Consider the following 23781-nt stretch of genomic DNA (forward strand, 5'->3'; position numbering starts at 1 on the left):
AATTACCTCACTGGCAGCTTGGTCTTTGTTTTTACCTGACCGAAGGCGAAGCTGGATTCAATAGAGGCAATATTTGGCAGGCGAGTTAACTGTTTGCGGATGAACTGCTCATAGCTTTTGAGCGATTCACTCACTACATGCAGTAGGTAGTCGTGATTGCCCGTCATCAGAAAGCACTCTAACACTTCATCAATCACTTCAATGTGTTGCTCAAAATCTCGCATGTTCTCTTCTGTTGGCTTTTCAAGTTTCACCAACACAAACACATTCACAGGTAAGCCACACGCTTCTTGATCTACGCTGGCGTGATAGCCACGAATAATCCCTTGTTTCTCTAGGGCTCGAACTCGGCGTAAACAAGGAGAGGGCGACAGCGCTACGCGATCAGCCAACTCTTGGTTAGTCAGGCGAGCGTTGTTTTGCAGTTCAGCCAGTATTTTCTTGTCGATCTCATCCATTAGCATATCCCATCAATATTGAAGCTTATTTGGCAATATTATTGCTCAAAGTGTATGTCTTACTTCGCAAATAGCAATTTTTGACATCTGCGCAAAACTAAAATTAAAGGAGGAATAACAAGCATGGAATGACTTAGGAACTATGAATACTTCAACTCAACTTAGCCCACTGCGTAAAACCACCAAACATGAACAAGCAGAAGCGCTTGCCATTGAGCAAGCAAAGCACTTTGGTATCGACCCAAATAGTGATTACGGCGTCACGCTGATTGAGCTGGCGACCACGCTGTACCAAGCCAATACCAAGACTCACGATCTTTGGGCTCTGACGGTTGATGGACTTTCAGAGCTCGACAAGAGTGACCGAATCGCTTGGTTTAATGCCAAACGCTTCTTGTCATTCCAGATCGCGAAGATCCTTGATAACCTACAAAACCCAATGCGCGCTACCTACCAATCTATTGCTACTAACAATGGTAATTTTGCCTCTAAAGGAGCCTATCCTATCTTTGATAATGTTGCTGCTATCTTCTCTGCCAGTCCTGTTATTACGCGCACTGCGACCTATTTATTTGCCTGTACAGAATGGATTGAAGACGCGTTCAACGGTAAAGAACCACTGCACGATATTTACTCTCGACTGCTTAATCCGACCTCAATTTCACTCGCGAATCACATGGTTGATATTGAGGCAGGTTCTAGAGCCAACGAGTACCTCGCATGGAACTTTAACTCGGGGATGGCGGCTATTGATGGGTTGTTGAGCCATTTACTTGGACATGAAGACATTGTGTTGGCATCACGCAACATTTACGGCGGTTCTTATCAGTTATTGGAAGATTGGTTTGGCAAGCCTTCTAACTTGAATGTGGCGGTAGAATGGGTCGATGGTTATTCCGGTGATGAGTTTGCGACTCGCCTTGATGAGGTTGCTGATAAATACGCGGATCGCCTCGCCGCGGGTAAGAAAATCTACGTTTACCTTGAGTCACCGTGTAACCCACATGGATATGTGTTGGATGTCGCCAGTATCAGTAAAGCTGGTCACTCTCGTGGTTGGGATGTGATTGTCGACTCAACTGTGGGCACACCATTGCTTCATCCCGTACTCAAACGCGATGATGGGATGGAAAGACCAGATTATGTGATTCACTCTTATACAAAAGAGCTAGCGGGTTCCGGCACCACAACCGCTGGAGTCGTGATTGGCCGTAACGAAACGATGTTTGTTCCTAAAGGAGAAGAGGTGACTTTCACTAAACCCAATGGCGATGAGGCAACCATTCCGTGGAACGAAACCCTCTTTTGGAATGTGTACTACATTAAGGGCGCGTTCTTAGATGCAGATAAAGCGTTTGAAGTGCTCAATGGCATGAAAACCTATGAGATGCGTGTGGTGCAAAAAACGATTAATACTCTAACTCTCGCGAAGATTTTTGATGCTCACCCAGACATCAATGTGTCGTGTCCTGCTTTGCCAGACAGCGATAACTATGAGCATTGCCAGAACAACATGTACTTAGGGCTACCAGCAGCGTTGTTTACTATCGATATGGAAGGTAACGGCAATCGTGCGCCAATCAATCGTGATGGGTTTAAACAGTTCTTCGACATGCTTGAGCCAGCAATCGGTATGCAAGTGAGCTTAGGGCAAACTAATACGGTTGCCTTGTGTCCGGCATTGACCACGCATTCAGAACTTAGCGATGAGGCACTCAATGAAGCGGGTATTGAGCCAACAACAATGCGTATCTCTATTGGGTTGGAAGATCCTCGCATGTTCATTGCTCATATTATCGAGGCAGCCAAGTTATCGATTGACCGTAAACACGCAGACTTCTCATCGAGCTTCCCGAGTAACGACCGTATCGATGAGATCTATATGCAAACCTATATGGATGTACACCAGAGGTTTGTGAAGAGTTTGCCGAAGTTTAGTCAACTTACTCAGTAACTCTGGTTAGTAAGCCATGTCAGTGAAGTAGGGAGCTGTAATCGTTAGAGAATAGCTGCATCGCTAGATAGAAAAACTAAGGCCTCGCGTGTGCGAGGCCTTTTGAGTGTCAGATAATGGCTATAGAGCAATCCCGAATAGACGGTTTTCGGTTAGCTTTCTTTATCGAAAAATACGCGAACAAAACCAAAATCAGGATCAGATTCCTTACGAGAAATCGTCCATCCATTTTTAAGGTAAAAGTTCATAGCTTGAGTATTGGCCTCAAAGGTTTCAAGTGTTGGCTTGAGGTTACTACTTAGGATTTCCGCCTCAGCAAACGACAGCAACATCGCACCAATGCCTTTACGCTGCTGTGTTGGTGATACCATCATAATGTGTATTAGGTCATCAATAACCACGACGTAACCAATGGCAGATTCACTATCGTCTATGGCTACAAAGGTATTGCCAATATGCTTGTCAATTTCATCGTCACTAGCACCACTTGATAGGTAGCCATTGACCATTTCTTCACCCATAAAACTTGTGTAGCATGCACTAATGGCATGCTTGGATAGCTCTTTCAAAGAGTGAGCATCACTCAAATTTGCTTGTCTAATTTTCATTTTTTAATAACTCTCTAGTAACCATAAGGCTAATCTACCCTTTGTGGTTTTGGAAAAATTGAACAAATGCGACAAGATTAATTACTAAAGTCACCAAACAGGTCAATAGAAAGATGTTTCTCGATTAAGTAACGTTTGGGTGTCACGCCAATTACTTTCTTTAATTGACGTATCAGGTGGGGTTGGTCACTGAAACCAAATCGATAGGCGAGGTCGCTCCAATCTATCTTCTCGTCTTGCTCTTGGTAGATAGCCCATATAAGACGATCCATTCTCACCATTTGCTCATACTGCTTGAGCGACAAACCAGTGACTAATGCAAACTGTCGCTCCAATGTGCGCCTAGACATTGGCAACAAATCGAGGCTTTTTCCTTCGTTAATGTGCAAGCGAGCCTCATGAACACTCTTCCATATTCGCTGATCATCAATGGGGGGAAGAGTAAGTAGCTGTGACTCTATGATCTGGGCTGCTGTGTCCGGACAATTGATATCCATTTCATCTTGCCATTGAAAACAGGAAGGGAGAGGTTGAATGAGCTTCTGGTTAGCGCTCTCCGATCGCATCAAACCTAAGCCAAAAGCACCATCAGGGAAAAACTTCACTCCTAATAGTTGGCGCGGATGCAGATCATCAATATAAAGTTCTTCAGTGTATGCAGAGAGCCAATGTCCACCTTGAACCTCTAATTCGAATCCGTTCTTTCGGTAAACATGCTTGTCTTCCGAAGGAGACAGAATGGCATTAGCAGAGGGATTAGGAAGCAGCAAAGCAGACTGTTGGCTCGGCTCAGTGACTTGCAACGCCCAGATATACTCAACATATGGCGTGAGAAGGTCTGATGTGGGTTTGATTTTCCAGGTATTCATTCGTTGATTATTTCGGCTGGTGGCCTGTCTTTTTCGCAAGCTCTTGCATAGCCTCGGCAAAGGTTGTTGTCTTGCCTTTCGCTTTAACCTGAACCACCTTATACCCTTGGCTTTCCAACGCTTGGCGCTCTGCTAAAACCACTTTGTCGTCTGGCAGACTACCCTGTACAGGCTGATGAATGTAGCACCCTTCTAGTTGACCATCTTCGACCAGTTGGTGGTGTTTCAGTGCATTGATATCAAAATTCATAGTCAGTCTTTTCGTTTTAAATGGAGAGTCTCTGTGGCAAAGGCCGCAGGTATCTATAATTTTATTGTTTGTACCATACGGCATTTTAACCATAAGAAGCTAGTGTGAATACAGTAATTCAAAGGAATACAGCTGGGGACGGTTCTCCGCGGAAGGGGCAAAGATAAATTACGAAACACCTCGTTTCGTAATTCAGTGAAAAGCTGACTCCCAATGCATCGCGTTTGCGAGGCCTTTTTGTGTGGTGACAGTAAACTGAGCTCTGGCGACTTATTGGACAGACATTGGCTAGTGGTATCGCACTAACCAAGTCGAATATATGGGGTCAGTGCTACTTTGATTCAGTTTCTATAATTTCATTCATTAAACGATCGATTTGAAAGACAACTTGTATACTTGCGTCCTCCATCGCTTTAACTGATTTAATTGTCCCTTCAATGTTATTAGATGCTGCTTGATTCATTGCTTTACGACCATTGTCATGCACCTCTTTATGAGGTTCTTCAAGCAATTGATAACTTCTCAGGTGGTTGTAAGCCTTGCCATCACCGCGATAATACCACTGACCTAAACGACACTCTGAATGAGTATTGATTGTTTCCCCAAAAGCACCACTTTGGAGTAGGCGATAGGTGTTATTCTTCCAGATAGCATGGTCGAGTTTCACCGAATCTAAGAATGCACGTGTAGAAGCAATATGAATAACGTGCTTCATGTTTTCAGACTTCACAACAACTTCGTTGACAATAGAGCTTATTTGCGCGGAAGACGCTGAAACTTCTTCTGCACAAATTTGGTTTTCACCAATAGAGGTTTTTATCGCGTTTACTTGCCCCAATACCTGCTTTACTAATGAGTCAATTTTTTCGCTGGCTTCACTGGCTTTACTTGCAAGGGTTCTTACTTCATCTGCGACCACTGCAAATCCGCGTCCTGCTTCACCTGCACGCGCGGCTTCAATAGCAGCGTTTAATGCTAAAAGGTTGGTTTGATCAGAAATCTCTTGGATAGTCGATACAAGGTTAGAAATAGCACCAGCAGTGTGATCTAATATATCTACAGATTGAATGCTCTGAGATGCTTGATCGCTGATCTTAATTGCTCGGTTGTCTAGACGCACTAATGCTTGATGTGTTTGTTTAAACATATCATCCAGTTGTTTAAGCTCTTGGTTTTCATGAGCCATAGACTTAGCACTTTCAACCATTTCTTTTTGAATGGTCTTGAGCATATCTCCACCTTTCAAGCAATTAGACATCATTTCACTGCTGTTGTGATGTTGTTGATGTGTCGATTGAGCAAGCTTTTGCGACTTCTTTAATTCTATTTCGAGAGCATTAATATCAGATTCATGCTTCTTTTTTAGTTCGGCTAACTCTTTTTTAAGTGATTGGTTTTCTAAATTTATTCGTTTTATTCCAAACATAAAATACCTATACCGAATCAACTTGAAGATGCAGGCTTGAGAATCTGAAAATTATCATTAATTCGAGATGTCAAAGAGCCTGCGATCTCTGGAAGAGTCACTGCAAAAAATTGGTCTATTGCCTCCTTGAAGTCCCGTTTTCTTTTGAAGTAAACGTTGTTCCTCGACTTCTCATTCATTACTTTCCATAGCCGCTCTATTGGGTTGAGGTTTGGGCTGTAAGGTGGAAGATAATGCAGTTCAATATTCAGGACAAACGCCGCATCTTTGACTAAGTCACTGCGGTGATACCCCGCACCATCTAAGATGATATGAAGCTTATGGGTTAACGGATAACTCTCTCTTAACTTACAGAAAAAGCGAACAATCGTTTCACTGTTAATGTTCTCATAGTCGTGAACAATGGTTGCACCGATATCCGATAGGTTCAGTGCGCCAATAATGTTCAATCGGCTACGATTACCCGTTGTTTCAATCACTTTATCCTGACCAGTTCGTATCCAGCCACGAGATATTTTTGTTGATAGTGTTGGGTGAACTGCATCAATAAAGACTATCGATTCATCCTCGCCACAGCTTGCCTTTAGCGCTTCATAAGCCTCGATGAAAGCTTGTTGTTTTGCTTCATCAAATTTGTGTGGAACGCCTTTCGGCTGCTTGTAGCTAAAACCATTGTGGTGAAGCCATTTGTTCATACCAGAAACCGTGTAATCAAGTCCAAATGTCTCTTTAACGTAGGCGACAATTTGATGCGTGTGAGAATAGGTTTTCTCAGTCAAATGCTCGATTAGGTGCATGGTTTGAGTTGCAGAAAGCTTGCTTTGGCTTCCGCCATTTTCAGGCTTAAGTTTTTCAGAGAAAACATAATCACTGAGATGACGAGCAACAGTCGATTCGTGAATACGAAGAGCTTGTGAAATCATAGTCTGACTCCAGCCTTCAGAAGCCAGCAAAACAGCCTTAATACGGTCGCAGACCCGACTATCACGTTCAATGTCGTGCATTTGTTCGAGTTGTAGTTTCTGCTGAGGAGTCAGTGTAATTTTCATGGTTCGTAGCATGATCCTGATTTTAAAGAAAATCAAGCACCTTCAATGATCACGGGTATATATGTATAACTCGAAAAGTTATTTGTGAGGCTAATAATGTGGGTTAGGGTGATAACGTATTGGTTTTAAAGGTAATAATCATCGATCGGATTGTAACAAAATATTATTAAGTTGTTAGCCTTATTGAGAGTTTGGAGGAATTAAAAACCACAACTGATAAATTTGTTATTTAAATTCCTATATTGTAACTATGAATTACTTTGACCTCGAACCTTGTCAAATAACTATTAGCAAGGGTAAGGCAGTTTGAGTGAATTAGAATAAATGTGAGTTCACCGAACTTGTACATGGAGTTAGTTTTTAAGGCCTGACTCGTTTTTATGTTCGGAGAAATTATTGGAAACCAGTTATACAAGACGCTTCTTTCAAGGCTTCATGGATTGAAAAAAGAGTTGAGCACGATATTTTAGAATGAATTTCTTGTGAAAGCGTGGGACTACAATTCTGGGCGGTTGGCACAAAATGGTACTCTTGTTGATCGTATGATAACGGAATACCGATCTTGATAAGTTCAAGGTAAGTGCAACTTCAGTTCATCTGTAAAGAATGTTCTCCCCCTCAACCGCCAATCTAAAGAGATCATTAAACTTCATTTGAGGGGGGAGCTAGAGGGGGAGGTTAGTGATCCTAAGCTTTAATTCGTGTGTTGGTCATCATCGCGATGATTTTTGCGACGCGTATACGTATATCACGCCTAGCAATAATCATGTCTAAAGCGCCATGTTCTAATAAGAATTCACTTTGTTGAAAATCGTCAGGTAATTTTTCTCGTACCGTTTGTTCAATCACTCTTCGTCCCGCAAAACCAATTCGCGCTTTGGGCTCACCAATATTGATGTCACCAAGCATCGCTAAACTGGCCGAGACACCGCCAAAGGTTTGATCGGTCAATATCGAAATATAAGGCAATCTGGCTTCTGACAGTCGCTTTAAAGCAGCGCTTGTTTTTGCCATTTGCATTAAGGCCATGAGCGACTCTTGCATTCGAGCACCACCACATGCGGAAAAGCAAACTAATGCACAGTTTGATGCTATTGCTTGATTCACGGCGTCCACAAATCGAGCACCGACAACCGATCCCATCGAACCTGCCATAAAAGAAAATTCGAAAGCGCACGCCACAACAGGTATCCCTAACAGCTCTCCTTGCATCGCGACTAATGCATCTTTCTCGCCTGTACTTTTTTGAGCTAGGGCAAGGCGCTCTGTGTAGCGTTTATTGTCTTTAAAACTGAGTAAATCTTTCGGCTCATGTTGTTTGCCTAACTCAGTTCTTTCGCCTTTATCTAAAAATGTGTCCAAACGAAGACGTGCTGTCATCCGCATGTGGTGTTCACATTTAGGGCACACTTCTAGGTTTTCCTTAAGGGCTATGCGGTACAAGACCTGATCACAGGATGGGCATTGGGTCCATACTCCTTCGGGAATTGATGCCTTACGTGTACTTATTAACTTCTTTTTATCTAATAGCTTTTCTAACCAGCTCATGGCGAGACCTTCTTTTAATCGCTCTAATGATGAGTATTGTATAAGCCTATTGTTAGTAATAAAGTGTCTAAAATTGCACTTATAATCCAATATAATGGGATTATTGAAATGGGTGGGATTGATGTAATGCTTGAAAAAATTGACCAACAGTGGCTTAAAAGCTTTCACTGTGTATATGAGAACAATAGCTTTAAAAGAGCGGCGGATTTTTTATGTTTGCCGACCTCAAACGTCAGTCGTCACATCGCTTTGTTAGAAGAACAACTAGACGTTCGATTATTCGATAGAACGACTCGCCGAATTGCGTCGACTGAAGCAGGGGATCACCTCTATCTGCGAACTCAGCCATTGTTAGACAAACTCAATGATGCGCTCGAGGAGGTAACACAACATTCTCGTGAGGTGATGGGGCAGCTCAACGTACTCATGCCAGATTCACCGGAGTTAGCCCAAGCCGTCGTTTCTTTTTGTGCCGAGCATCCTTCTATTTCATTGTGTTGTGATACAAGCATCAGCCCTAAAGAGGACTTTGTGGATGGTTTTGACGTTATTCTGAGTTTTCACCGAGGAAAACTTGAAGACAATAATTGGATCGCGAAAGAGATTAAGCGCTGGCCTAGTAGTGTTGTGGCATCACCCAAACTCCTACAAACAACCTCTAAACCTTTTCAGATTACCGATTTGAAACATGTACCGTGTATTAATAGCTTTACTGCGCTAAACGGAACGCCATGGGTGTTTAAGAACGGAACCGGTGAACTCACAACTCAAAGGGTAAAATCTGCGTTTAAGGTAAACAGCGGGCAGATCGCGAAGGCTGGTGCATTGGCTGGATTGGGTTTCGCGATACTACCTGTTGAATTATGTCGTGATGAGATAAAGACAGGTGCGCTAGAGGTTATCAAACTTGAATACCAACCTGAAGATTTAGTGCTGTACGCCTTTTATGCATCTAGAAAACATATAGCGAAAAAGGTTCCAGTATTCATTGAGCACTTATTGCATCAAGCGAATCTAGACGGGTAAAAATAACAGAAAATACGGAGGTTATGGGTCCTTCGCTGTGCTAGAGCTGCCGGAGCAGTCAATTAAAACTAAGGCCTCGCGTTTATGAGGCCTTAGTTTTATTTGGTTGTGATAATAATCTCTTGGATAGAAATTAGTTAGGTCTGTTGCTTTAAAGCACTTATCTCCGATTAGGAAAAGTATGCTGAACCCTTAAGCGATAATTACCTGCATGATAAAGATGGTTGTTCTCTTAAATTAGATACTCAATGACGGTGTAATGTGGAATAACAATAGCGTCAGAAGTTAACTATTGACGCCATAGTCTCTTGTTAGGCTAGGATATCCTCATAAGCTTTAGAAGCCATTACAGGAATAAATTCAGTGATTGAATAAGTTACAGCTCCACTTGTAACGAATGGGTCTGAGTTTAAAACTTGGACTAGCTCTCGTTCGCTCGCATGTTGTGAAATAAGTATGCCTCCAGTTCTAGGCACTTTTCTTCCGCCAAACACTAGCTTGTTTGATTTATATTCTTGCTCAAGATAACTCTTATGCTTATTAGTTAGTTCCGGCGTTATTTTTGCCATGTCAGTAAAAGTCATATCTACTAGATACATATAATTCTCGCTTTTCAAATAGATTAATATAAAATTGCTACTTATTTCGTAGCGAACTATATCGCTACTTTTTTAGAAGCGCAACGTTTATGACAACACCATTACCTAAAAAATTAGTAAGAGGATCGAGTTCGGGTGTAGCAATCATGGCTGTATTCGATCTGTTAGGCCGAAAGTGGAATATGAGGATCTTGTGGGAACTTAACTCCGATCCTTTAAGTTTTAGAGGATTACAAGAACGATGTGACGGTATGTCTCCTTCTGTTTTAAACACTAGGATTAAGCAATTGACTGAAGCTGAATTGGTTTTTACAACATCAGAAGGCTATAAACTAACGGAATTAGGATTGTCCTTAATGAAGACACTTAACCCTTTAAGAGATTGGGCTGCTGAGTGGGAAGATAAAATATCAAAGTAGCCTAACGCCTACTTAAACCGTGAGTGGGCGTGTGCCATGTTTGAGCGTTAGCGAGTAGAGCACGCATTTACGAATCAGACTTAAAGCATTGACCGGTATATCAGCCATACACTTGATATTAGAAAAATAAGTCAAATTGTGGTTCAGTCAATTTAGTCGTAGGCCCGGTGAACCAAACTTTGGGGCAAAGACGTGTCAGCGATTTTTTAAAATGTCTATTCCTCAAGGTACGCCAAACACTTCGCTCTAAAAATACAGAGAGAAATCTGATTCGTTATTGGTATTTAAGTCTTGAATTCAGCTTTCTAGATTGCGCCTAACTAAATCGTGCATCTGTTTTACTGTCATCAAAGCTAACCAGATGATTTCTTCTACCGAGCGTTTACCTGTTGTGGAAGTGGGTTGGTCGGCATCGGTTTTATTGGTTAGCGCAGGAAGCTCATGGACGCGATTGTCACGAATGGTATTGATCAATGCGTCCATCGCATCATGAATTAAGCGTTCGACTTGTTGAGACCCTTGGTATTGCGTGCCTGTTCTGATGAGTGGAATCAGCAAGCAGAGATAATGGCTCAACAATCGATAGTGACTCAGCATATCTTCGTAATAATGAGGATCGGCGCGAGTGTGTCTTGGTTCTTGCTGCATCTCATTGTAAATCAGCTCAAGGTCGCTTTCTGCCGTGAGCATCGCGGCACGTTGCTTAGTTAAGGCCATGTGGTCGCGTTGTTCGGTGTCTACTTGCAGTTGTTCATAGCAGTAAACAAACAAGCTTTTTGAGCTATTCAATGCTGTTAACGCTTGATTGTGGATCTCTTTTCCTCGCCATTGCGGCCACAACAAACCATAACCGAGTAGCACAATGGCGCCACCGACGATGTTGTCGATCAAACGTGGCGCGGCAAAATCGAGCCCTTGGTGCGCCATGGTTTGATAAATCAAAATCAATAGCGCGGTAATACAACCAATGGCCAGCGAGTAATTGCGCATGATGTTGAGCATCGCGACGGGCAAAAGGGTGACCATTAGCGTATACATCGCGGTCGTTGGTACGCCAATATGAATCAAGGAAGTCGCAAAGAGCACGCCAAGCGCTGTACCTAAACAGCGTTGCCACGTTTTACTGCGTGTCGCCAAGAAGCTTGGTTGAATGACCATTAACATCGAAATCAACACCCAGTCAGGGCGAATCAACTCAAAGTATTCCGCAATCCCAGCGCCAAGCGCGAACATTAAACCGACACGAGTAACATGACGCCAAATCGGATTGCCTCGGGTTGGTAGTCGAAAAGATAACTCGAACGGCTGCACTTCAAAAGAGCGTTCATAAGCGGGTTCATTAAGCTCAATACGACGGGATATGTGCTTCACAGCGTAGGCCCAATAACGAAATCGGGGTTGGTCTTCAAGCTTTACCGCTTCAATTAAGTCATTGGCTTCTTGCTCTAGTGAGCTTAAGTGCTTCATTTCTTCGTTCGTGTTGTGCAAAAGCTGTTTGGCTTTGTGTCTTAATCGTTGCTGACAATGTTGGCTCCAAACCAATAACAAATCTCGCTTCTGTTTACTTGATTGAAATTGGCTTAATAGGTCAGGATTCGTGGTGTGGCTGCTGAGTATCACTTCAAATGTATCGAGTGCGAGAAATAAGGCTTGTCGGAGTGAGTCAGCATCTTCGTGCTTAGAGCGAAAGGATTCGGATTGAAGTGCCTGTTGGAACAACTCGATGAGCTGATACTTTATGCGTCTTTTTGGCGCTTCATTTTCGCCTCCTAACAAGAAGGCTTGGCGATATTGGATGTAGTCTGCCAACGTTTCGTAAATTGCAGATAGACACACGCGCAGCGCATAGTGTTTCCACAAGGCAAACCAAAGCCAACTAAACAGTGCAAAAGTAAGGGGCCCAAGTACCAACATTGGGTACAAGCTTAGCGCTGTGTTGGAATTATGGAGTGATAGGGTGACGACAGCTATTAGGAGGCTGGACATGCCTAGGCGTGCCCAAAATGGACCATTGACCGCCGCACTGGCAAGTAAGGCACCCAATGCGCCATAGGTTAACCATAAAGGCAGCCCACTGATCAGCAGGACATAACTGACGGCTAGAGTGATTCCCCAAGCGGTTGCGGTAATCGCAAAACGTGTCCACCGCCTTGGTCCTGCCGCATCAAGCCCACTAATCAAAGCGGCGGGCATGGTCATGAGCGCGGTCATGGCGATATTGATGTGGTTCGACAGCAACCCTAAGCCGAAAAATAGCACAATGGCACTGGTGGCGCGAAGCCCTAGGTTAATCGAAGGGGAGTACCAAATTTTACGCAGAATGGCAGGAGAAAACGTCATAGACCCTCTTTACTTGCTGTGTCTCATTCAGTGTAACGCCAAACCTCTGCATTGTGCTGGTTTCAATCACAGATTGATAAATTGAAGCGCTGTAACACTCTTCTATTGGCATAGCTCGCAATAGTTTGGTTTATTGGAGAGTGAATCAAGGCTTAACGTTGCCAATGTTTCTTTGAAAGGGGAGTGTTGTAAGGCGGTGGAGAGGGTGTCTATTTCTCTAGTTGAGAGCAGGCTCGCATGCCTGAACAGAACGTAATCTAATGCAACGTGTAGGTACAACGTCGAGAAATCAGGCTGAAGTAAATCATGAGTAGTGTTATTCAGTTGTTCGATAAGTGATTGAACACTCTTTTGAATACCTTCCTTTCCTCTAACTGTCAGCACATTTTGTTCAGCGCCAAAGCGGCTCAATGCAGCGCAGCGAAATGCCACTTCCATGAGGGTCTTACTCATCCCCAATAACGACATGCGTTTAGCATCATTAGCCTTGGTTATTGTGAGTGTCGTAGTTGGGTAAGTTTGTAATAGGAACTCACAGATCATTAAGCTCTCGGTGAGTGCAATACCATCACTAGTTTCTAGAACCGGAATGGTACTAAACGGATTGATTGTGACTAATGCTTGGGGTGTCTGCCATGGATCGACCCATTCAAGTTCCAGTGGTGCGTTACACAGGTAGGCAGTGGCCAACACCGCTCGTGAGAATGGCGAGGTATCATTTAAATACAGTTTCATGAGCGATTCCTTTGCTAAGAACTTATTTGAGCAGTGTTTAATCCCTGCTGTTTGGTTGATGTAAATGCAATGCAGAGTATTGATAAAATGAGCGCACTCGCACTGAGCATAAATAGGACGTTATAGCTGGTAAGTTGCGGGGCGTAATGAGCCATAACAAAGCCAACTGTGCCTTGCGAAACGGCAAAAGCCATTGTCATTGCTCCCCAAGATTTTGTATGGAGCTGCGTGCCAACGAGTTCTAAGGTGTAAGTTGAGACGAGTGTGACGATACCCGGAGTGAACATACCGACGAGTAGCGACGAAACAAAAAGTGCAACTTCACCTGTGTTCATTAACGGAAGTGCAACGCCAGAAGCCTTACAAATAAATGCAGCTAATAGCGCTTTTTTGAGCCCAACCTTATCACCCAATACACCTGTCACTATCGGTCCAATCGCCGCCCCGATGCCAAATACGGCCCAATAAAAGCCGCCACTTGTAAAACTCATCCCTAACTCACGAACAATATAGTCGACCCAAAAAAGGGTATGAGGTAAGTAACCAATTGCGCTAAAGGTATAGGCTAAAAGTACAAATCGAATACTCGTACGTTTACGCTTAGATAAGTCCTTAAACGAAGCTGGGCTCATCGCACAATGACTCTGTTTAGCCTCAAGACTCCATGTTTTCCATGTCAGAACAGTTGCTAGAAAAGCGATGGCCCCCATACCTAACCATGCGCTTTCGACACTTTGATAGATAAGCAGAGGTATGATCGTTCCTGAGATCATGGCACCAAGCCCGATCCCTGAAAATACGACGCCACTGATTCTTGCTTTCATCTCTTGTGGGTGAAGGCTAGCGATCATGGGTGGTGCGAGCACCATAAGAATGGCTCCCGATATTCCTGCAATGGTTCTCAGTGTTAAAAACCATTCAAAGGGGGCAGTCTTTAAGGCACAACCAAGATAACTAAAGCTGCTCAATAAAAGAGAGGCGCGTATGAGTGTGCCTGTTGAATAGTATCGCTGTAGAAAGCTTGAAGCGGGAGCCCCAAAGATATAGCCAATCAGCGTGGCAGCGCCAAGGGTTGACGCATCTTCACTTGAGAACCATCCGCTCTGTATGAGCACTGGCATCAAGGCAATGTAGGCAAAGCGGCCAATGCCATTCCCAACTAATGTTGCTGCAAATCCTGCGAAGGTAGCGCGGTTTAAGAGTTTTATTTGTTGCATGTCGCGCCTGATGTTTGTGTTTGTAACATCACGCTAACATTTTAGTTTGAGTGCTCTCAAATGAGTTTTTACTCTAATGCTTGGAGTTTGATGGTGATTTGTATTCTCTGTAAGTATTGGATTTATCATTTACATTGGGGTTCATTCTTTTGAACTCAGTTCAATGTTAAAAATAGACAGCCTGATAGTCGATTGAGTTAGTCGACAAACGAATTCTACTTAATCCAATCTTCTCGCTGCGATTGTATTCGTTAATAGAGTGGTCAAACCCGTAGGCGGTTGACGGTGCCATATATTGGGTTACGCCTTGTTTTATAAACGTTATTCCATCATGGCCGTGACCGCAAATAACCTCACGAACGCGGTACTTACTAAGCACCTTCATTACATCGGCATCGTTTTCTAGACGGATGGCTTTCATCCACTCAGCTCCGACTGGAATGACAGGGTGGTGGATAACAATGATTGGATTATTCGCTTTTCTTAGCTGTTGTTTTAGCTTTGCCATTCCACGGTTATCAATGCGCCCTGAACCGAGTGGATGATGGCTATCAAGCGGTTTGTCGCTAGAGTCAAGAAATACAAACTCTCGCTCATTGATGATTGCTCTATCGGTGACGAGAATTGTCGATCCTTTTAACTCTTTACGCATCAAGCAAGAGTCATCATGGTTGCCTGCAATCGCGTAAATAGATTGTTCGCTAATGTGTTGCCTAATGAACGCCTCTAATCGAATGTAGTCTCCCGGTTTGGGGTTACAACAAATATCACCGGTCAGAAAAATGGTCTCACACTTCGTGTCTTTGCTTACGTATTCCAGTGCTTTTCGCAGGTTTTCATAGCTGGGTTCATCTGAAAGGTGACAGTCACTGATTTGGTATACGGTAGTCATTAGCATTGTCCGGTTATGCCATACACCTTATTAAGGTGATAGAAAAATGCCTGCCAAATTGGCAGGCATTTTTTGAGATTAGTTTGCTTTAGGTGCTTTGGAAGCTTCGTGCTGTTCAATCATGAACTCGACTGCTTCATCGCTTAAACAAGATTTACTCACATATTGGCGCTGCTTACCAATATGAAGGATAAAGCCGAGATCGGTCTGTTCAAGTTGGTTGATGTCACTCCAAGCAATAGTATTGGTGGCTTTGCGGTTTTTATAGCTCACACCATCAGTATCCCCTGAAAAGACCACTTTACTGCCAGCGCCTGAGCTGATTTTTTGTCGCCATAACCACCAGGTTCTCTTGCAGTAAACGCTGAACGCTTCAATCACACTTAATACAATAAAGAACCAACCAACGTAACCGTTCGGTAATAGTTCAAACTCTAATAGAACCACACCAAAAACAAGAAACAGTATTCCTTTCAAATAGGCTTTTGGAAATTGAGTCGGAAGGCTTGTTTGATCATAACACTCTGCGAAAAACGTCTTGTCGAGGGTATATTTTGTGGTGAAACCGGATTCTTTAGACATGTGTGGCTACTTTAAGGTTCTCTGTGAATGGGCTTTCTTTCAATGGGCATTCCATGCTGCGCTCTTGCAACTTGAGCATTGTATCGCTTCTCGATGCTTTTCTTTAGCGGTTTTGACCCTCTTTTGTAAATCTATAATACCGCAGGTGTTTGCTCATGCCATCGTTATGCACAACAGATTAGATAGTGCGTGTCTCAGTTTATTATTTCGATGTTCTACAACAATAATGAAAAGAGACTAAAAGGTCATACTTCGCTTCATAACGAAGTGTCACAATTTCATGCCGTTATAATGTGCTTAACGATTAAATGAATGAGGTAGACAGACAATGATTGCCGTAATTTTTGAAGTGCAGGTCGCGGAAGGAAAAACGTCGGAATACTTGGATATAGCCAATGAGCTTAAGCCGCTGCTGTCCGACATCGATGGCTTTATCTCGATAGAACGCTTTCAAAGTTTAACGAATGAAGGCAAGGTGCTCTCTTTGTCATTTTGGCGAGATGAAGAAGCCATTCAAGCATGGCGAAATTTAGAATCACACAGATTTGCACAATCTAAAGGGCGTGGCAGCGTATTTGAAAACTATCGGTTAAGAGTGGCGAGCGTAATGAGAGATTACGGTATGGATCATCGTTCAGAAGCGCCAAAAGACAGTGTTAAGATTCATGGCTAAGGTAAGTCATTTAAGGTACACAAAGTGTTTGAGATCTAAAAGACGCTTGATTGTAACTCTGATAAGCGAATGATAGCTTAACGAAGAATGACACATTGGTTTTCATCGACGAATTGATAGACGGTCCTAATTTGAGTAAACAAAATCCTTGTTCCACAGAACCTATAAATTATAGCCAAGAAACCGATATGGCAGCGCTTGCTGCGGCTATGTCGGATACTTCTCGTATGAAGATCTTATGTGCGCTAATGGATGGTAAAGCTTGGACTGCGACGGAGCTCAGTACCGTCGCTGAGATAGGAGCCTCAACAACAAGCGCTCACTTGTCTCGGCTTTTAAAAGCCAACCTAGTGACGTGTTTGTCACAAGGGCGACATCGATACTTTCGCCTGTATAGCCATAGTATCGCGTCACTGCTTGAAACCATGATGGGCGTGACTTCCCAAGTCAGTAATCCATCCCACTCGAAAGTGCCTAAAGAGCTACTTAAAGCGAGAACTTGCTACGACCATTTGGCGGGCGAGGTTGCGGTGAAATTGTACGACTCTCTGACAGCGAATGGCTGGATTGATAGCGAGGGCAATGACCTTACCGAGCAGGGGAAAGAAAAATTCTTGCAGCTAGGTATCTTACTGGATGCAAAGACTAAGCGTAAGAAGTGTTGTCCTTGCTTAGATTGGAGCGAACGGAAGTTCCATGTGGGCGGTTATTTAGGGGCGTCTCTACTTAACTTCTTTGAAAGTCACCATTGGATTGAGAGAGTTCCGGGATATCGTGAAGTGGTGATTACCAAGAAAGGATACCAAGAACTTCACAGGCATTTCCTTATAAGTCAATAATGGTATTGGGCAGCAAACGAGCTGCCCGTTATTCGTCTCTACCAATTACATAGTAAACACAGGAGACATGCCGCTCTCTTGCCCGTTCATTAACAGCAAGCCAATCAACAACAATAGAATGCCGCCGAACAGCTGAAGATAGTGACCAGCCACTTTCAATGATGCACTGTTATTCTTGTTACCTGCTGCCAAATAGCGTTTTACCAAGTTCTTGCCTGTCAGTGTCATGATTGCAATCGTCGAGGTCGTAAATGCGGTACCTACCGCCATGGCGAAGGCACTTAACACGCCCATCCAATACAAGCCGACCATATTCGCGAACAGCAGAACCATAATGGCACCTGTACAAGGTCTTACGCCAATAGTGACAATGATTCCGGCGTATTCACGGAGCGTTGAAGCTTTGTTTATCGCATCGGCATCGGCTACATGCTGGTGGCCGCATCCACAGTCGCCATGAGAATGATCTGCGTGAGCGTGTTCTGTGGGTTGTAATGCGCTAGATGGATTCAACATTATTGAACCAGCAGATACTGATGAGCGAAGCGCCATTGGTGATTGGTCTGAAATCGAAGATCGAGCAGCCATTGGCGAAGACGCATCAGCAGCTAGTGTGGTGATGGCTTTCACTTTCAACTTTGGTTTGCGCATCGTGGTGTAGATGTTTTTCAGAGCCTTCCAGCAGATCAAAGTACCGACTACCGCGATTAACGCAAAGCTTAATGAGACAAACATATTGGCTTTGTCGTTCACCACTCGCATTGAAGCACTAAAGCCCCACAGCAATACACTCACCAATAAGATCGCGACTAGCGCTTGTAAAAACGCAGAGACAACCGTGAGCACTAAACTGGCTTTCGCCTTAGTTGGGTGCGTCGCTAAGTAAGTAGACACGATAACCTTGCCGTGTCCTGGGCCTAAAGAGTGAAGCATACCGTAGACGAAGCTGAATCCGATGAGGTAGCTGCCTGCGCCCCAAGGGTTAGACTTAGCTTCATAGAGTAGGTCGGCTAGCTCAGAGTTAACTTCTCTTTGCCATTGGATACTAGAGATAACCAATGATGGCCACATAGACCACAATTGATATGCGCCGACAGCAACCAGCAATAAAGCGCCCATACCAATGAGGTAATAATTTGTTTTGAATTGATTTTTCTGCATTTAACAAGAACCTGTATCAGAGACCTTTCTCATTGAGTGAGAGGTTTAATGAGTTTGAGTTAAGACGTTTTATGACTGAAACGACCCATTATGATTAAGACGCTGGAACCGCAGCACAATGAAGCTCAACCGATTGAGTAAACAGTTGGCCCAACGTGTTGTCTGGATCCGCATCGGCAGGCAGAGACATCGCATAGCTCATTTGTTCAGGTGTCGGGTTCGGTTCAACAATCTCCAACTTGCATTGTCTCGCGAGCGCAGGTGATAAGGTCACATCACCATTTGAGATCCACGACATATCGACGAAGTAACTCGGGTCAAAAATCAGCACGCGAAGCGAGTCTCTTGTCACTGGCTTTGGCTTTGAAAGCGGTAGATCAAAAGTGAGCACCATTTTGGCTTTGTCACGCTCAAATTTGGCATGTTCAGCAACTTGATATTTGATTGGCTCTTCGCCATCGTAGAAGTAGGTGAAGTAGTGCTCGTACATCATGTTTTCGATGACGGATGCTGCAAGGTTTTTGTATGTCTCGACTTCTTTCTCTGGAGAGACATCTTCCCCGTCTAACATGTACATGGATGTCATGGCATCAAAAGACCATTCCATTGAAAGGCCAGTGATCATGCCGTTTTCGCCCTCGATGTGGGTTTTCATTTCAACCCAAGAGTGAGGGTGGGCTTGCAGGGTCGGAGCAAAAGACAAGAATGCCAACCAAAGAGGCAAGCGCTTAATAGAACGTAAGCCCGCTGAAAAACGGCTTACATAGCGCGAAGAGAGTTTATTGAATGCGTTGGTTAGAACAAATAGCTGTTTCATGAGGACGAATGGTTATTTAGTGTGATGTTATAATATAACAATCTGCGGGATTATTCATTTCAAATTGTTAGCTTGTTCAATTCAAAATGTAAGTTTGTTTGCTTCAAAATTTTCTCAATCCATGATCGTCTGTCTAATTCTCTTACTGCCATTAATTCGTTGAATAATGTTCTTTTCAGCATTAGCTCAGCCAATGCTTGAGTGTTGGACTACTTGATTTTGGCTTTAAACGAGCCGATTGGAATACACTCTTGATGGCCTTATAAACTACCCCCCAGTATAGGTAAGGTGCTATATTACTTGTTAAATTCTTTCTTCCATCACATTGAGTAACCACGTTATGTCACACACAGCCAAAGATCAGAAAAAACTCAAGGCTCGAGTTAGCAAGATACAAGGTCAGGTTAATGGTCTGAAAAAGATGTTGGATGATGAAGAGCAGCAATGTCAGGATGTGTTGCAACAGATTTCAGCCATTCGTGGTGCTGTGAATGGCTTGATGCGAGAAGTGATTAAAGGCCATCTGCTAGAGCACGTCGTGTTAGAAGATGACAAAGTTCAGCGTGAAGAAGATATGGAAGTGGTGCTTAAGGTGCTCGACTCTTACATCAAATAATCGGCTCGGTTAATCTGCTTTCATTTGTGACTTTCTTTTCTGCAGTTCTTTCTTAAGAGTATTGATGGCGTAAGGCTTCATCGTTTTCCAAGCCTTACACTCTTCTCGGGTTCGAGCGCAGCCTAAACACCATCCCTTACTGTTTGAAAAGTCGCACATATCAATACATGGGCTTTTTTGTTTTTTCATTTAGAGTCTGTCCTATTTAAAGTCAGTCTTAGTTAGAGTCTGTCTAGAACTTTGTCGACACTTGCTTCAAGAGTACGTAATCGGTTGAATTCTTCAAACAAACGCTGTTCAAGATTTTTGAAGTTTAACGGTAACGTTCGTTGGCAAATGCCGTAACTGTTGTCTTGGGTTTTGTATCCCTTCCAACTTTCAATGCGGCTTTTTTCTAACTCTTTAAACTGACGTATAAATTCAGCTTGAGCGGGGCAATCTTCTTCTGCGTGCATGCAAATAGGAAAGGCTTTCTGTTTGATTTGAGGGCCTTCGATAAACGTCTCAAAGTGAATGCCGCCTTGGCTTTGGTTAAACCAGTTCTCTTTATAGAGTTGAAGGTACTCACCACGGTTATGGATTTCCCAACCATCTTCAAACCAATTCGCGTTTCGTAGCATTTTCTCTAGGTTGCGGAACACACCCTTAACGTCTTTCATCTGGAAACTCTACTTTGCTAATAGGGTTGCTAGGGGATACGAGATATATCGTTCAAAAAAACTATACTCCCCTCCAGTATAAAATACTACCCCCTAGTATATGTGGTTATTTGAAGTTTAAGATTAAGAGGGTGGTTCTTAGTCGTTTGAACAAAAAAATGCCTCGCAAGAGCGAGGCATTTTTTGATTGGGCAAGGAGGGTACTAGGCCGCTTTTCTAGATCAGTCAGTGTTTTTGGTAAACGGATTTTAGAAGAACTTCTTAATCGCTTTTTCAGCACATGCGACATCTAAATGACCACCCGGAGCACCACCCACACCAATCGCACCAATCATGGCATTGTTCAGTTGTACTGGAACGCCACCTGCTAGGAACAACAAGTTGTCGTCCATATTCTGTAAGGGTTGCATGATAGGTTTGTCGGCGATGAGCTTCATCAAGTTACCTGACGGCTGCTTCATGCTTGCCACGGTGAACGCTTTTTTGCGTGAGCTATCAAGTGTGTGGATGCCAGCGCCATCAGAACGCAGTTGAGCAATCACATTGCCCGACAAATCAACAACAGTCGCAGAAACCTTGTAGCCATCGGCTTCACATTGATTGACGGCTTCATGGGCAAGCTTGAATGCTGCTTCTGATGAGATTTGAGTGAAAGAGACCGATTGTGTCTCTGCCGCCATTGCATTGTGAGAAAGGCTAAGGAAACTAAGAGTTGCTGCTAGTACAGTAAGTTTTGTCGTTTTCATGTTTACTCCGTTAAAGCATTTGTTTTCAAAATATTGGATTTTGGTTCTAGGGACTTGTTTGGTATGAACAAGCCACTTTTAATCAACAGGTTCATACTAACGAACGCATGATTACGACTGGCTTTCTAGAACATTACAAAGTTGCAATGTTGGTTATATTCGAGAAAGGATATTGATAGAGTGTATTCAGACCACGGCTAACAGATAAACGGACGTTAATGAAAATACTATTGATTGAAGATGACATTCATATCGCGAGATTTTTGGTGAATGGTTTTCAGCAAGAAGGGATAACGGTGACTCACTCAGCAGATGGTGTTGATGGATTGCATGAGGCCATAACCGAAGAATACGACGTGATCATTCTCGATATCATGTTGCCCAAGAAAGACGGATTTGAAGTGTTGGCTGAACTCAGAGGGCAGGGCTACGCGATGCCCGTCATCATATTAAGTGCTAAGCATTCAGTGGAAGAGCGAGTACAAGGATTACAGTCGGGCGCTGATGATTATCTAGTGAAGCCTTTTGCATTTCCTGAGCTGCTTGCTCGTTGCCAAACCTTGGTGCGCCGAGGCAAACAGCCTACACCTCAAGCATTAGAACTGCATTACGATTCGCTGAGTCTAGACCTTCTTAAACACACGCTACAAAGAGATCAACAAACGATCACCATCAACCAGCGCGAGTTTATGCTGATGAAGTTGCTGCTCGAAAATCCAGAGGCTGTTATGTCGAAAACGGCGATCCTTGAGCATGTTTGGGGGCATCAATTTGATCCACAAACCAATGTGGTCGATGTACTGGTGTGCCGTCTTCGCAGCAAAGTCGATAAGGGTTTTTCTAAGCCATTGATTCACACACTTCGAGGTGTTGGCTATGTCCTCAAGTCGTAGTGTTGAACAGGCGCTTGCCAAAACGCAGAGGCATTTGTTGGTTCGCTTTATGTCGACCTTGCTGCTCTGCTTACTGTTGGTGGAGTTGATCGTCGGGGCTATTTTCTTTTTCGATCTCTATCAAACCGAGAAGAAAATCCTTACGTCTATGTCGACCGAGTATCAGCGCATTTTAACTTACGATTCGAGTGAGCGATTGGTCCATGTTTTAGAAGCCAATCCTCATCGGCTACTCGAAAACAACATTGCGGCTTATAAGGTTGAGAAGGGCGTTTCATCTGAGGGAGTATTCATCGCTGGTGCTCAAAACCTATCAATAGAACAACCTTTTTCCAGCTACCAAATTGATGAGAATCGCTCATGGTTGGAAAGCTTCATCTTTAGTCCCTATATGTCGTTATCTATTGAAGGAGAGCAGCATGATTTCTGGTTGGTTTTGGATAACCGAGCAAGAGACTTTATTGCCTACAATCAATGGCTAATGACCTTGTATGCGTTGCTTGCACTTGTGGCGGTGACTGCGGTATTTACTCGTAACATTATCCAGAGTGCGATGTCACCGCTCATTACCTTTGGTGACCTGCTCGATAAGCTTAAAAAAGGGCAGTTAGAGTTTCCTAGCACTGACACTAAGACAGAATCCGAATCTGAAATACCGCAAGGACTTAACGTGATCAGTTCCAGTGTTCACACCGCAGTTGCAAAGCTTCAGCATGTAACGACAACCTTGAATACGACGGTGGATGCGATTGCTCATGATATTCGAACTCCTTTGTCGCGTATTACTTTGGCGTCTCAAACCGCACTACTGAACAACGCCGATGAGCAAGCAATGAAAGATGCATTGGCTGACTGTTCTGAACACGCTATGCAGGCAAGTAATATGCTAACTGCCTTGATGAAGTTGAACGACGAACTGACTGGTAAACGCATACCACAGAAAGTATCGACACCGGTATCGGATGTGATTGGCAACGTGGTGAGTTGGTATGAAGATGTCGCAGAAGATAAACAAATCGAGCTGGTAGTTGAGAGCGCTGATGGTCTTGTGATTCAGTCAGACCCAGACAAGTTGACTCAGGTCTTGGTTAATCTTGTTGATAATGCGATTAAGTACACCGAGCCCGGAGGAAGAGTGACCGTCAAAGCGGAGCAAAATGCAGAGGGCAAGGTTGCTATAAGTATCCAAGACACTGGTGTTGGCATTGAACAGAAGTATCAGGACCTGATTTTTGAGCGGCTTTATCGAGTCGACAGCAGCCGCAGCAACGTTGAGGGGTATGGTCTTGGTTTGTCTCTAGCGCTTGCTATGGTTGATAACCTTGAAGGCACCTTAGTTGTGAAATCTGAGTTGGGTGTGGGGAGCACGTTCACTCTTACGCTTTAGTGAACGGGGTGCCTGTTA

At 43.6% G+C, this 23781-nt stretch carries 26 protein-coding genes; 8 read left to right on the forward strand and 18 right to left on the reverse strand.

Features of this window, described 5'->3' with window-relative positions:
- Nucleotides 1-2: 2 nt before the first annotated feature.
- Nucleotides 3-458: an Lrp/AsnC family transcriptional regulator gene (locus QUF19_RS07065; protein WP_050634531.1), complete on the reverse strand. Its 456-nt coding sequence runs from the start codon at nucleotides 456-458 to the stop codon at nucleotides 3-5.
- Nucleotides 459-600: 142 nt separating this feature from the next.
- On the opposite strand from QUF19_RS07065, the gene QUF19_RS07070 reads away from it, so the two are divergent.
- Nucleotides 601-2412, forward strand: a complete 1812-nt coding sequence (locus QUF19_RS07070; RefSeq protein WP_286298064.1) for a PLP-dependent transferase — start codon at nucleotides 601-603, stop codon at nucleotides 2410-2412.
- 152 nt (nucleotides 2413-2564) lie between these two features.
- Here the strand turns inward: QUF19_RS07070 and QUF19_RS07075 are convergent, their stop codons facing one another.
- From QUF19_RS07075 to accD, 6 genes are all read right to left on the reverse strand, one after another.
- Entirely contained in the window at nucleotides 2565-3020 is a 456-nt protein-coding gene (locus tag QUF19_RS07075) for a GNAT family N-acetyltransferase (RefSeq protein WP_286298065.1), read from the reverse strand.
- Between the two features lie 77 nt (nucleotides 3021-3097).
- Entirely contained in the window at nucleotides 3098-3889 is a 792-nt protein-coding gene (locus tag QUF19_RS07080; RefSeq protein ID WP_286298067.1) for a helix-turn-helix domain-containing protein, read from the reverse strand.
- Between the two features lie 7 nt (nucleotides 3890-3896).
- Nucleotides 3897-4139 (reverse strand): hypothetical protein, encoded by a 243-nt coding sequence (locus QUF19_RS07085; RefSeq protein WP_286298070.1) that lies wholly within the window; start codon nucleotides 4137-4139, stop codon nucleotides 3897-3899.
- Between the two features lie 331 nt (nucleotides 4140-4470).
- Nucleotides 4471-5565 carry a methyl-accepting chemotaxis protein gene (locus QUF19_RS07090; protein WP_286298072.1) on the reverse strand — a complete coding sequence of 365 codons (1095 nt, stop codon included), beginning with the start codon at nucleotides 5563-5565 and terminating at the stop codon, nucleotides 4471-4473.
- 17 nt (nucleotides 5566-5582) lie between these two features.
- The gene (locus QUF19_RS07095; protein WP_270000015.1) at nucleotides 5583-6614 is read right to left on the reverse strand and encodes an IS630 family transposase; all 1032 of its coding nucleotides are present in this window, start codon (nucleotides 6612-6614) and stop codon (nucleotides 5583-5585) included.
- A 687-nt stretch (nucleotides 6615-7301) separates the two neighbouring features.
- Nucleotides 7302-8162: an acetyl-CoA carboxylase, carboxyltransferase subunit beta gene (gene accD, locus QUF19_RS07100; RefSeq protein WP_286298073.1), complete on the reverse strand. Its 861-nt coding sequence runs from the start codon at nucleotides 8160-8162 to the stop codon at nucleotides 7302-7304.
- A 126-nt stretch (nucleotides 8163-8288) separates the two neighbouring features.
- Between accD and QUF19_RS07105 the strand changes: the two genes are divergently transcribed.
- Entirely contained in the window at nucleotides 8289-9188 is a 900-nt protein-coding gene (locus tag QUF19_RS07105) for a LysR family transcriptional regulator (protein ID WP_434784915.1), read from the forward strand.
- A 311-nt stretch (nucleotides 9189-9499) separates the two neighbouring features.
- On the opposite strand, the gene QUF19_RS07110 is transcribed toward QUF19_RS07105, so the two are convergent.
- On the reverse strand, nucleotides 9500-9787 hold the full coding sequence (locus QUF19_RS07110; RefSeq protein WP_286298075.1) for a YciI family protein: 288 nt from the start codon (nucleotides 9785-9787) through the stop codon (nucleotides 9500-9502).
- Nucleotides 9788-9876: 89 nt separating this feature from the next.
- Between QUF19_RS07110 and QUF19_RS07115 the strand changes: the two genes are divergently transcribed.
- Nucleotides 9877-10206 carry a winged helix-turn-helix transcriptional regulator gene (locus QUF19_RS07115; protein WP_286298077.1) on the forward strand — a complete coding sequence of 110 codons (330 nt, stop codon included), beginning with the start codon at nucleotides 9877-9879 and terminating at the stop codon, nucleotides 10204-10206.
- A gap of 297 nt (nucleotides 10207-10503) precedes the next feature.
- On the opposite strand, the gene QUF19_RS07120 is transcribed toward QUF19_RS07115, so the two are convergent.
- From QUF19_RS07120 to QUF19_RS07140, 5 genes are all read right to left on the reverse strand, one after another.
- Nucleotides 10504-12546 carry an FUSC family protein gene (locus QUF19_RS07120; protein WP_286298078.1) on the reverse strand — a complete coding sequence of 681 codons (2043 nt, stop codon included), beginning with the start codon at nucleotides 12544-12546 and terminating at the stop codon, nucleotides 10504-10506.
- 102 nt (nucleotides 12547-12648) lie between these two features.
- Nucleotides 12649-13281, reverse strand: a complete 633-nt coding sequence (locus tag QUF19_RS07125) for a glutathione S-transferase N-terminal domain-containing protein (protein ID WP_286298079.1) — start codon at nucleotides 13279-13281, stop codon at nucleotides 12649-12651.
- Between the two features lie 14 nt (nucleotides 13282-13295).
- Nucleotides 13296-14498 (reverse strand): YbfB/YjiJ family MFS transporter, encoded by a 1203-nt coding sequence (locus tag QUF19_RS07130; RefSeq protein WP_286298080.1) that lies wholly within the window; start codon nucleotides 14496-14498, stop codon nucleotides 13296-13298.
- A gap of 166 nt (nucleotides 14499-14664) precedes the next feature.
- On the reverse strand, nucleotides 14665-15390 hold the full coding sequence (locus QUF19_RS07135; RefSeq protein WP_286298081.1) for a metallophosphoesterase family protein: 726 nt from the start codon (nucleotides 15388-15390) through the stop codon (nucleotides 14665-14667).
- A gap of 78 nt (nucleotides 15391-15468) precedes the next feature.
- Entirely contained in the window at nucleotides 15469-15972 is a 504-nt protein-coding gene (locus QUF19_RS07140) for a YcxB family protein (protein WP_286298083.1), read from the reverse strand.
- A gap of 328 nt (nucleotides 15973-16300) precedes the next feature.
- Here QUF19_RS07140 and QUF19_RS07145 point away from each other — a divergent pair, with 328 nt between their 5' ends.
- Both QUF19_RS07145 and QUF19_RS07150 read left to right on the forward strand, forming a co-directional pair.
- A complete protein-coding gene (locus QUF19_RS07145; RefSeq protein WP_261885690.1) occupies nucleotides 16301-16645 on the forward strand; it encodes an antibiotic biosynthesis monooxygenase family protein in 345 nt (114 codons plus the stop codon).
- Nucleotides 16646-16833: 188 nt separating this feature from the next.
- Entirely contained in the window at nucleotides 16834-17484 is a 651-nt protein-coding gene (locus QUF19_RS07150; protein WP_286298085.1) for an ArsR/SmtB family transcription factor, read from the forward strand.
- A gap of 45 nt (nucleotides 17485-17529) precedes the next feature.
- Here the strand turns inward: QUF19_RS07150 and QUF19_RS07155 are convergent, their stop codons facing one another.
- Nucleotides 17530-18645, reverse strand: a complete 1116-nt coding sequence (locus QUF19_RS07155; protein WP_286298086.1) for a nickel/cobalt transporter — start codon at nucleotides 18643-18645, stop codon at nucleotides 17530-17532.
- A gap of 94 nt (nucleotides 18646-18739) precedes the next feature.
- Nucleotides 18740-19462, reverse strand: a complete 723-nt coding sequence (locus QUF19_RS07160; RefSeq protein ID WP_286298087.1) for a DUF1007 family protein — start codon at nucleotides 19460-19462, stop codon at nucleotides 18740-18742.
- Nucleotides 19463-19802: 340 nt separating this feature from the next.
- On the opposite strand from QUF19_RS07160, the gene rcnR reads away from it, so the two are divergent.
- On the forward strand, nucleotides 19803-20078 hold the full coding sequence (gene rcnR / locus QUF19_RS07165) for a Ni(II)/Co(II)-binding transcriptional repressor RcnR (RefSeq protein ID WP_286298089.1): 276 nt from the start codon (nucleotides 19803-19805) through the stop codon (nucleotides 20076-20078).
- A 9-nt stretch (nucleotides 20079-20087) separates the two neighbouring features.
- Here rcnR and QUF19_RS07170 read toward each other — a convergent pair whose 3' ends face one another.
- The 3 genes from QUF19_RS07170 to QUF19_RS07180 all read right to left on the reverse strand — a co-directional run bounded on the left by QUF19_RS07170 (nucleotide 20088) and on the right by QUF19_RS07180 (nucleotide 21483).
- Nucleotides 20088-20267 (reverse strand): DUF1289 domain-containing protein, encoded by a 180-nt coding sequence (locus QUF19_RS07170; protein ID WP_286298091.1) that lies wholly within the window; start codon nucleotides 20265-20267, stop codon nucleotides 20088-20090.
- A 32-nt stretch (nucleotides 20268-20299) separates the two neighbouring features.
- Entirely contained in the window at nucleotides 20300-20737 is a 438-nt protein-coding gene (locus QUF19_RS07175) for a hypothetical protein (protein WP_286298093.1), read from the reverse strand.
- Nucleotides 20738-20985: 248 nt separating this feature from the next.
- The gene (locus QUF19_RS07180; RefSeq protein WP_286298094.1) at nucleotides 20986-21483 is read right to left on the reverse strand and encodes a GlcG/HbpS family heme-binding protein; all 498 of its coding nucleotides are present in this window, start codon (nucleotides 21481-21483) and stop codon (nucleotides 20986-20988) included.
- Nucleotides 21484-21701: 218 nt separating this feature from the next.
- On the opposite strand from QUF19_RS07180, the gene QUF19_RS07185 reads away from it, so the two are divergent.
- Together QUF19_RS07185 and QUF19_RS07190 are read left to right on the forward strand one after the other, a co-directional pair.
- Nucleotides 21702-22376 carry a response regulator transcription factor gene (locus tag QUF19_RS07185; RefSeq protein ID WP_286298095.1) on the forward strand — a complete coding sequence of 225 codons (675 nt, stop codon included), beginning with the start codon at nucleotides 21702-21704 and terminating at the stop codon, nucleotides 22374-22376.
- Complete coding sequence (locus QUF19_RS07190) at nucleotides 22360-23763, forward strand: sensor histidine kinase (protein ID WP_286298096.1); 1404 nt, start codon at nucleotides 22360-22362, stop codon at nucleotides 23761-23763. Before QUF19_RS07185 ends, QUF19_RS07190 begins: the two co-directional genes overlap by 17 nt.
- Nucleotides 23764-23781: the final 18 nt, after the last annotated feature.

The organism is Vibrio sp. FE10 (genome assembly GCF_030297155.1).
In the GTDB taxonomy this organism is placed as follows: Bacteria; Pseudomonadota; Gammaproteobacteria; order Enterobacterales; family Vibrionaceae; genus Vibrio; species Vibrio apostichopi.

What these genes read in the sequence shown, in the direction of transcription:
- QUF19_RS07080 (WP_286298067.1), bottom strand. Translation starts at nt 3,889, where the DNA reads ATGAATACCTGGAAAATCAAACCCACATCAGACCTTCTCACGCCATAT.
- QUF19_RS07090 (WP_286298072.1), bottom strand. Translation starts at nt 5,565, where the DNA reads ATGTTTGGAATAAAACGAATAAATTTAGAAAACCAATCACTTAAAAAA.
- QUF19_RS07115 (WP_286298077.1), top strand. Translation starts at nt 9,877, where the DNA reads ATGACAACACCATTACCTAAAAAATTAGTAAGAGGATCGAGTTCGGGT.
- QUF19_RS07175 (WP_286298093.1), bottom strand. Translation starts at nt 20,737, where the DNA reads ATGAAAGACGTTAAGGGTGTGTTCCGCAACCTAGAGAAAATGCTACGA.
- QUF19_RS07185 (WP_286298095.1), top strand. Translation starts at nt 21,702, where the DNA reads ATGAAAATACTATTGATTGAAGATGACATTCATATCGCGAGATTTTTG.
- QUF19_RS07095 (WP_270000015.1), bottom strand. Translation starts at nt 6,614, where the DNA reads ATGAAAATTACACTGACTCCTCAGCAGAAACTACAACTCGAACAAATG.
- QUF19_RS07170 (WP_286298091.1), bottom strand. Translation starts at nt 20,267, where the DNA reads ATGAAAAAACAAAAAAGCCCATGTATTGATATGTGCGACTTTTCAAAC.
- QUF19_RS07070 (WP_286298064.1), top strand. Translation starts at nt 601, where the DNA reads ATGAATACTTCAACTCAACTTAGCCCACTGCGTAAAACCACCAAACAT.
- QUF19_RS07110 (WP_286298075.1), bottom strand. Translation starts at nt 9,787, where the DNA reads ATGTATCTAGTAGATATGACTTTTACTGACATGGCAAAAATAACGCCG.
- QUF19_RS07190 (WP_286298096.1), top strand. Translation starts at nt 22,360, where the DNA reads ATGTCCTCAAGTCGTAGTGTTGAACAGGCGCTTGCCAAAACGCAGAGG.
- QUF19_RS07135 (WP_286298081.1), bottom strand. Translation starts at nt 15,390, where the DNA reads ATGACTACCGTATACCAAATCAGTGACTGTCACCTTTCAGATGAACCC.
- QUF19_RS07150 (WP_286298085.1), top strand. Translation starts at nt 16,834, where the DNA reads ATGGCAGCGCTTGCTGCGGCTATGTCGGATACTTCTCGTATGAAGATC.
- QUF19_RS07130 (WP_286298080.1), bottom strand. Translation starts at nt 14,498, where the DNA reads ATGCAACAAATAAAACTCTTAAACCGCGCTACCTTCGCAGGATTTGCA.
- QUF19_RS07075 (WP_286298065.1), bottom strand. Translation starts at nt 3,020, where the DNA reads ATGAAAATTAGACAAGCAAATTTGAGTGATGCTCACTCTTTGAAAGAG.
- rcnR (WP_286298089.1), top strand. Translation starts at nt 19,803, where the DNA reads ATGTCACACACAGCCAAAGATCAGAAAAAACTCAAGGCTCGAGTTAGC.
- QUF19_RS07065 (WP_050634531.1), bottom strand. Translation starts at nt 458, where the DNA reads ATGGATGAGATCGACAAGAAAATACTGGCTGAACTGCAAAACAACGCT.
- QUF19_RS07160 (WP_286298087.1), bottom strand. Translation starts at nt 19,462, where the DNA reads ATGAAACAGCTATTTGTTCTAACCAACGCATTCAATAAACTCTCTTCG.
- QUF19_RS07180 (WP_286298094.1), bottom strand. Translation starts at nt 21,483, where the DNA reads ATGAAAACGACAAAACTTACTGTACTAGCAGCAACTCTTAGTTTCCTT.
- QUF19_RS07140 (WP_286298083.1), bottom strand. Translation starts at nt 15,972, where the DNA reads ATGTCTAAAGAATCCGGTTTCACCACAAAATATACCCTCGACAAGACG.
- QUF19_RS07125 (WP_286298079.1), bottom strand. Translation starts at nt 13,281, where the DNA reads ATGAAACTGTATTTAAATGATACCTCGCCATTCTCACGAGCGGTGTTG.
- QUF19_RS07085 (WP_286298070.1), bottom strand. Translation starts at nt 4,139, where the DNA reads ATGAATTTTGATATCAATGCACTGAAACACCACCAACTGGTCGAAGAT.
- accD (WP_286298073.1), bottom strand. Translation starts at nt 8,162, where the DNA reads ATGAGCTGGTTAGAAAAGCTATTAGATAAAAAGAAGTTAATAAGTACA.
- QUF19_RS07155 (WP_286298086.1), bottom strand. Translation starts at nt 18,645, where the DNA reads ATGCAGAAAAATCAATTCAAAACAAATTATTACCTCATTGGTATGGGC.
- QUF19_RS07120 (WP_286298078.1), bottom strand. Translation starts at nt 12,546, where the DNA reads ATGACGTTTTCTCCTGCCATTCTGCGTAAAATTTGGTACTCCCCTTCG.
- QUF19_RS07145 (WP_261885690.1), top strand. Translation starts at nt 16,301, where the DNA reads ATGATTGCCGTAATTTTTGAAGTGCAGGTCGCGGAAGGAAAAACGTCG.
- QUF19_RS07105 (WP_434784915.1), top strand. Translation starts at nt 8,289, where the DNA reads ATGCTTGAAAAAATTGACCAACAGTGGCTTAAAAGCTTTCACTGTGTA.